Source organism: Carnobacterium sp., assembly GCF_032094055.1.
GTDB lineage: Bacteria > Bacillota > Bacilli > Lactobacillales > Carnobacteriaceae > Carnobacterium_A.
This window is the reverse complement of record NZ_DAMDAK010000064.1, coordinates 7,581-13,362: the sequence shown is the minus strand read 5'-3', so window position 1 is coordinate 13,362 and position 5,782 is coordinate 7,581. Positions and strand designations below refer to the sequence as shown.

Sequence of the window (5,782 nt, the reverse complement as noted above, 5' to 3'; positions counted from 1 at the left end):
GAGCAAAGGAGACGATTCTCATTAAATCACTAAATAAACAACTCCTTATTTCTTTTTTTAAAGCTGTGCGACCTCAATTGTTCTTGTATATCGGCATGCTATTGTTTTCTAGCGCCGTTTACTTATTAGGTAGACTGCCATTAGATTTGTTATTCTACACAATTGAATTAACGGCATTTTTATTTTTTCTTTATTTGCTAGCTCAATTCTATCGCTATGCTAAAAGATACGGCAGGCTGCAAGATATCCAGCAAGACAAGATAGAACTAGAAAATTACTTGCCTAAAGGTGTAGATCCGGCAGATGAATGGTATCACGAAAAAATCCTTTCTTTAGTTAGTCAGTTGCGTGAAACGGAACAGTGCTTTGGTGAAAAAAATAGCGAACAATTGGAATATTTCACTCTTTGGCTGCATCAAATCAAAACGCCAATCGCTGCGATCAGCTTGTTGATGCAAAGCCAGCCTAAACAGCCGCTGACCAAGCAAGTAGACCAGGAGCTATTGCGGTTAGAAGATTACACTCATATGGCTTTGAACTATTTGAAAATTGAAGAAAGCGGTACGGATCTTGATTTCGCTGAAATCGATCTCGATTATGTCATCAAGAAAACCATCAAGAAATATTCGATTCTCTTTATTTATAACTATATCTCATTGGAGTATAAAGAAACTCAAGTGTCTGTTTTGACTGATGGAAAATGGCTTCAAATCTTACTGGAACAAATTTTGTCCAACAGCTTGAAATATACGGTCGGTGGGACGATCAAGATTTATATGGATCCGGAAAGATCAGAAACACTAGTCATTGAAGACAACGGCATGGGCATCCGGGCTGAAGACTTGCCGAGGATTTTTGAAAAAGGTTATTCCGGATTAAATGGTCGGCTTCATGAAAAATCAACCGGACTGGGACTTTTCTTGAGTCAAAAAATCATTGAGCGGTTGGGGCATCAGCTGACAATTGAATCTGTGCTGGGAAAAGGAACAAAAGTATTTATCCATTTAGCCCGTAAAGAATTAGAGTTATTTGATTGAAAAAACAAGCAGCCTTACAAAACTGTAAGGTTGTTTTTCTGTTTTGTAAGAATAGGTAAATGCAATGAGCTTTTATTTATCATAAGATGTAAGAGAAGAAAAGGAGGAGGTAGCATATGCCTTTATTAGAAGTTAAAAATGTAAAAAAAGTTTATACAGCTCGTTTTTCGAGCCAACAAACAGAAGCACTGACAAATGTGAATTTTTCAGTTGAAAATGGAGAGTTTGTTTCCATTATGGGAGAATCTGGTTCGGGTAAAACAACTTTACTGAATATCCTGTCAACATTGGATACTGCCAGCAGCGGAGAAGCCTATTTAGATGGCAAACCCTTATCTAAAATCAAAGACCGTGAAATTTCTGCTTTTCGTCGGAACACACTCGGTTTTGTTTTTCAAGATTTCAATTTGCTGGATAATTTTACCATTCGCGACAATATTTTATTGCCATTGGTTTTATCCAATACACCAGTCGCTGAAATGGAAAGCCGTATTCAACCGATCGTGAAGAATTTAGGTATAGAAGCTTATTTAGACAATTACCCGTATGAAGTCTCTGGCGGGCAAAAACAACGGGTGGCTGTTTCCAGAGCCTTGATCACCAAACCTAAAATCATTTTGGCAGATGAACCAACTGGAGCATTAGATTCACGCGCTTCACAAAATTTATTAGAAACCTTTGAACGGATCAATGAATCAGGACAAACGATTATGATGGTCACGCATAGTGCACGAGCAGCCAGTTATTCAAATCGCGTTTTATTTATTCGTGATGGAGCTGTTTACCATGAAATTTATCGTGGCGATCAAACAGCAGAAGAATTCATGGATCAAATCGCTCAGTCCATGAGAGTGTTGTCTAGCCGAGGTGAGCAGTATGAACACTAAATTTTTCGCCAAATTAGCCGTGCGGAATATTCGTTCTAACAAGCAAACGTATTTACCCTACGTGCTTTCTTCTATTATGACAGTCGCGATGTTCTTTTTGATGGTCTCATTATTGACCAACGAATTTGTCCAAGGGCGTTCAAGCACCTTGCCAATGTTGTTTGGCTTTGGTGCCGTTGTGGTCGGGATCTTTTCATTTATCTTTATTCTGTATACCAATAGTTTTTTGATCAAACGCCGAAAAAAAGAAATTGGGCTTTACGGTATATTGGGTTTAGGGAAAAAACACGTAGCAAAAGTATTATTGCTGGAAATGGCATTGACAAGTTTTTTTAGTATTGTAGCTGGATTAATCACGGGGCAAGTATTTGGAAAATTGTTTTTCATGTTTTTGAATTATCTGCTGGATTTGCCAGAACCAATGAAGTATACGGCTTCCTTAGACAAAGTGTTACTGACGGTTGCTTTATTTGCCGGAATTTTCTTAGTCGGTTTGCTTTACAATATCAGCCAAGTAACTTTTTCTAATCCAATCAAATTATTGAAAGGTCGTAAAGAAGGAGAGAAAGAGCCAAAAGGATCGATTATCTTGTTTCTTCTTTCCGTCGGGTTACTTGCAGGCGGCTATTGGATTTCTTTGTCGATTGAAAATCCGCTTGATGCGCTCCAATATTTCTTTATTGCAGTTTTATTAGTCATTGTCGGTACCTATTTGTTCTTTATTTCTGGATCTATTTTTATTTTAAAAGCTTTAAAGAAAAACAAGAAATTGTACTACCGTCCTGGTCCATTTATTTCTATTTCAGGAATGCTGTATCGTATGAAACAAAATGCAGTTGGATTAGCTAATATTTGTATTTTAGCTACAATGGTCATTGTAGCGTTATCGACAACTGTTGCGATGTTTGTCGGTTCAGAAGGGACCTTGAATAATCGTTATCCATTTGAGAATACGGTAACGATTTATGGAGAAGATCGAGAAGAAACGGATGGAAAGAGCCAGTCGCCGGAGATGGAACAGATCAAAAAAACGATTGGGGATCAGACGACAGCGGCCGGGCTAAAGACTGAACAGATGGAAAGCTACCGGTATCAGACTTTATATGGCAAGATTGAAAAGAATCAATTGGTGATACAAGATTTCACACTCAATGACTTTACTTCACTAGCAACCGTGCTTATCCTTCCTTTAGAGGACTACAATCAATGGACGGATGAAACGATTGAATTAGGAGAGAATGAAGCGTTATATTATTATTCGAAAGATACTTTGAAAGGACAAACATTTTCATTAGGAGAACAAACGTATCAACTGAAACAAATGCCGGCTATTCCAGGGGACATTGAAAGCCAAGGTGAATTATTAGAAACGTTAGTGCTAGTCTTGCCAAATATGTCAGAAATTGAAACAGCCACTCAAGCTTATATGCAGCAAAATCCTGATACGTTTACAGGGAATCTTTCTGCAACGATCAATTGGAATACGACAGGTAGTCCTGAAGAAAAAGCGGCTTATGCTGCGGAATTGAAAGAGACGTTTGCTGATCAAAATTCAATGTCTTATGAATCGAGAGAAATGAATCGAGATGAATGGTACAGCATGAACGGTGGTTTCCTATTCCTTGGTGTTTTCTTGGGTCTATTGTTTACCATTGGAACAGTTTTGATTACGTACTTCAAACAGGTTTCTGAAGGGTATGACGATCGCGAAAAATTCCAAATTATGCAAAAAGTTGGATTAGACCAAAAAATGATCAAAGATTCTACTCGTTTACAGATTATTTGGATGTTTTTCTTACCGATCATCATTGCGGTTATTCATATTGCATTTGCTTATCCCATCATTCAAAAACTGCTGGTTATCTTTGGAATTACCAACCAAAAATTATTGATTTTATCGATTATGGGTGTTATCGTAGCTTTTAGCCTGATTTATTGGTTGATTTACCGCATCACTTCAAGAATCTACTATAATATAGTTAAATAAAAACCAATTACTGACTCTGTACCAATCATCATTAATGTAATATCTCTAAAACCCCGTAAGCTAAACTCAGCTTACGGGGTTTTAGACTTAATCATTATTGGTTGTTTACTGTCAAATCAAAGCTTTTTTTCATTTCCTTAGAAGCTTCGTCTATAGGTATTTTTTCCAAAAAGTTAGCGGTAACAGATAAACGAGTGACACCATCATCATCACAAGTAATTAAGGTGAGTATGGTCGCATTTTCAACATCTTCAATGACTTCAACTGCTGTTGCTTCGATAGTTCGCATGTCGGTAATACTGTATTTATAAATAAAATCTAAATCAGTTAAATAAACAGTATCGCCTTTTTTTGCTTGATACAAGGGGCTGAATAATAAATCAGAACGGTTCATATGGTGGCCAGCTAAAGCATAATTACCTTTACCCATGACTTGATTTTCTTTCATTGTTCCGGCTGTTAAAGCGAGTGTGGAAGGGGAAAGACCTAAGCCAATCGGCAGATTTAAACCAACACTCGGAACGCTGATACCACCAACAATGTTGATATCATCTATGTTTAAACGAGCGTTAACAATCGATTGGAAATCCAACATTTCAATTTTAGAAAAATCAAATGAAGCTGAGGCAGCTTGGTTGGACTTCACATCTTCTTTTGATAATTGATTAAGTGACAAATCATTTGTTGCATGATGGACAATATAATTTTTGATAGGGGTTACTAGCAATAAAATGGTTCCTATAAATAAAAATAAATAGGATACTAAGTGGATAACGGTGCTTTTTTTCATAAGCGAGAACTCCTTTATATCTATCTGATGATTAGTATACCATTTGATTGACAGATCGTGTTCATTATGTTGCCACTTTTATTTTACGTATTTTTTTATTGTGAGTAGATTACTTATTTTTTGTTTATTCCATAGATGCTACTTATAGAGGAATGTTCATGAAGCTGTCAAGCGGTTAAAATTATTTTAGGTTTCTAAGTGTTTTGATGTAAACTAGAGGTATCAGTAATGGAGGGTACCATAATGTTAAATTTATTTATTTTAATGATTGAGCGTGTCGGCTTAATCATTATCGTGGCGTATATGTTAATGAATATTCAATACTTTAAAAATATGTTAACTGAACGGAAACAATTAACGACTAAACTGCAGTTGATCATTGTATTCAGTGTTTTTGCAACTATTTCTAATTTTACCGGAGTGGAGATTGGTCGCGATCAAATCATATCAGATCAACTATTTACGACTTTAGCTGCTAATTCTTCACTAGCCAATACACGTGTGTTGACTATAGGAGTTTCTGGTTTGATCGGCGGCCCAGCTGTTGGATTGAGTGTTGGGGTTATTTCCGGAATTGTTCGCTATTTTCAAGGTGGGGAAGCGGCTTTTATTTATGTGATTTCTTCTATCTTGATTGGGTTATTTACCGGTCTTTATGGGGTAAAGACAATGAAAAAGAACAGTTATCCAACTGTTTCTGAAGGTATGCTTATTGGTGCGTTGGCTGAAGGAATCCAAATGGTATGTATTTTGATTTTTAGCGAAAATCTTCAAGAATCGATCAAGTTGGTCAGTTTTATTTCATTGCCGATGATTCTGATAAATAGCTTAGGAACAGCTATATTTCTCTCAATTATTCTCGCGACACTGCGGCAAGAAGAACAAACGAAAGCTGTTCAAACTCATGATGTTTTACAGCTGGCCAATGAAACACTGCCTTACTTTCGGGCAGGAATGAACGAAGAATCGTGTACAGAAGCAGCTAAGATCATTAAGCGATTCATTAAAGTCTCCGCCGTCAGCATCACCGACCAAGAAAGAATTTTAGCACATGTCGGTGCAGCCAGCGATCACCATATTC

The 5,782-nt window shown here is 36.9% G+C and carries 5 protein-coding genes; 4 read left to right on the top strand and 1 reads right to left on the bottom strand.

The features are described 5' to 3' along the window. The 3 genes from RT405_RS09815 to RT405_RS09805 form a co-directional block, all read left to right on the top strand. Positions 1 to 1,037, top strand: a 1,037-nt coding sequence (locus RT405_RS09815) for a sensor histidine kinase (protein WP_313469400.1), incomplete at its 5' end; no start/stop codon positions are given. A 116-nt stretch (positions 1,038 to 1,153) separates the two neighbouring features. Then, a complete protein-coding gene (locus RT405_RS09810; protein ID WP_313469398.1) occupies positions 1,154 to 1,924 on the top strand; it encodes an ABC transporter ATP-binding protein in 771 nt (256 codons plus the stop codon). Further along, positions 1,914 to 3,911, top strand: coding sequence for an FtsX-like permease family protein (locus RT405_RS09805; RefSeq protein WP_313469396.1), 1,998 nt, complete (start codon positions 1,914 to 1,916; stop codon positions 3,909 to 3,911). Before RT405_RS09810 ends, RT405_RS09805 begins: the two co-directional genes overlap by 11 nt. A 94-nt stretch (positions 3,912 to 4,005) precedes the next feature. Here the strand turns inward: RT405_RS09805 and RT405_RS09800 are convergent, their stop codons facing one another. Then, positions 4,006 to 4,701, bottom strand: coding sequence for a class A sortase (locus tag RT405_RS09800; RefSeq protein ID WP_313469395.1), 696 nt, complete (start codon positions 4,699 to 4,701; stop codon positions 4,006 to 4,008). A 243-nt stretch (positions 4,702 to 4,944) separates the two neighbouring features. Here RT405_RS09800 and RT405_RS09795 point away from each other — a divergent pair. Beyond that, a partial coding sequence (locus RT405_RS09795; RefSeq protein WP_313469393.1) for a LytS/YhcK type 5TM receptor domain-containing protein occupies positions 4,945 to 5,782 on the top strand: 838 nt, incomplete at its 3' end.

Bases quoted from the DNA above. Each gene is read 5' to 3' on its own strand.
- RT405_RS09810 (WP_313469398.1), top strand. From the start codon at position 1,154: ATGCCTTTATTAGAAGTTAAAAATGTAAAAAAAGTTTATACAGCTCGT.
- RT405_RS09800 (WP_313469395.1), bottom strand. From the start codon at position 4,701: ATGAAAAAAAGCACCGTTATCCACTTAGTATCCTATTTATTTTTATTT.
- RT405_RS09805 (WP_313469396.1), top strand. From the start codon at position 1,914: ATGAACACTAAATTTTTCGCCAAATTAGCCGTGCGGAATATTCGTTCT.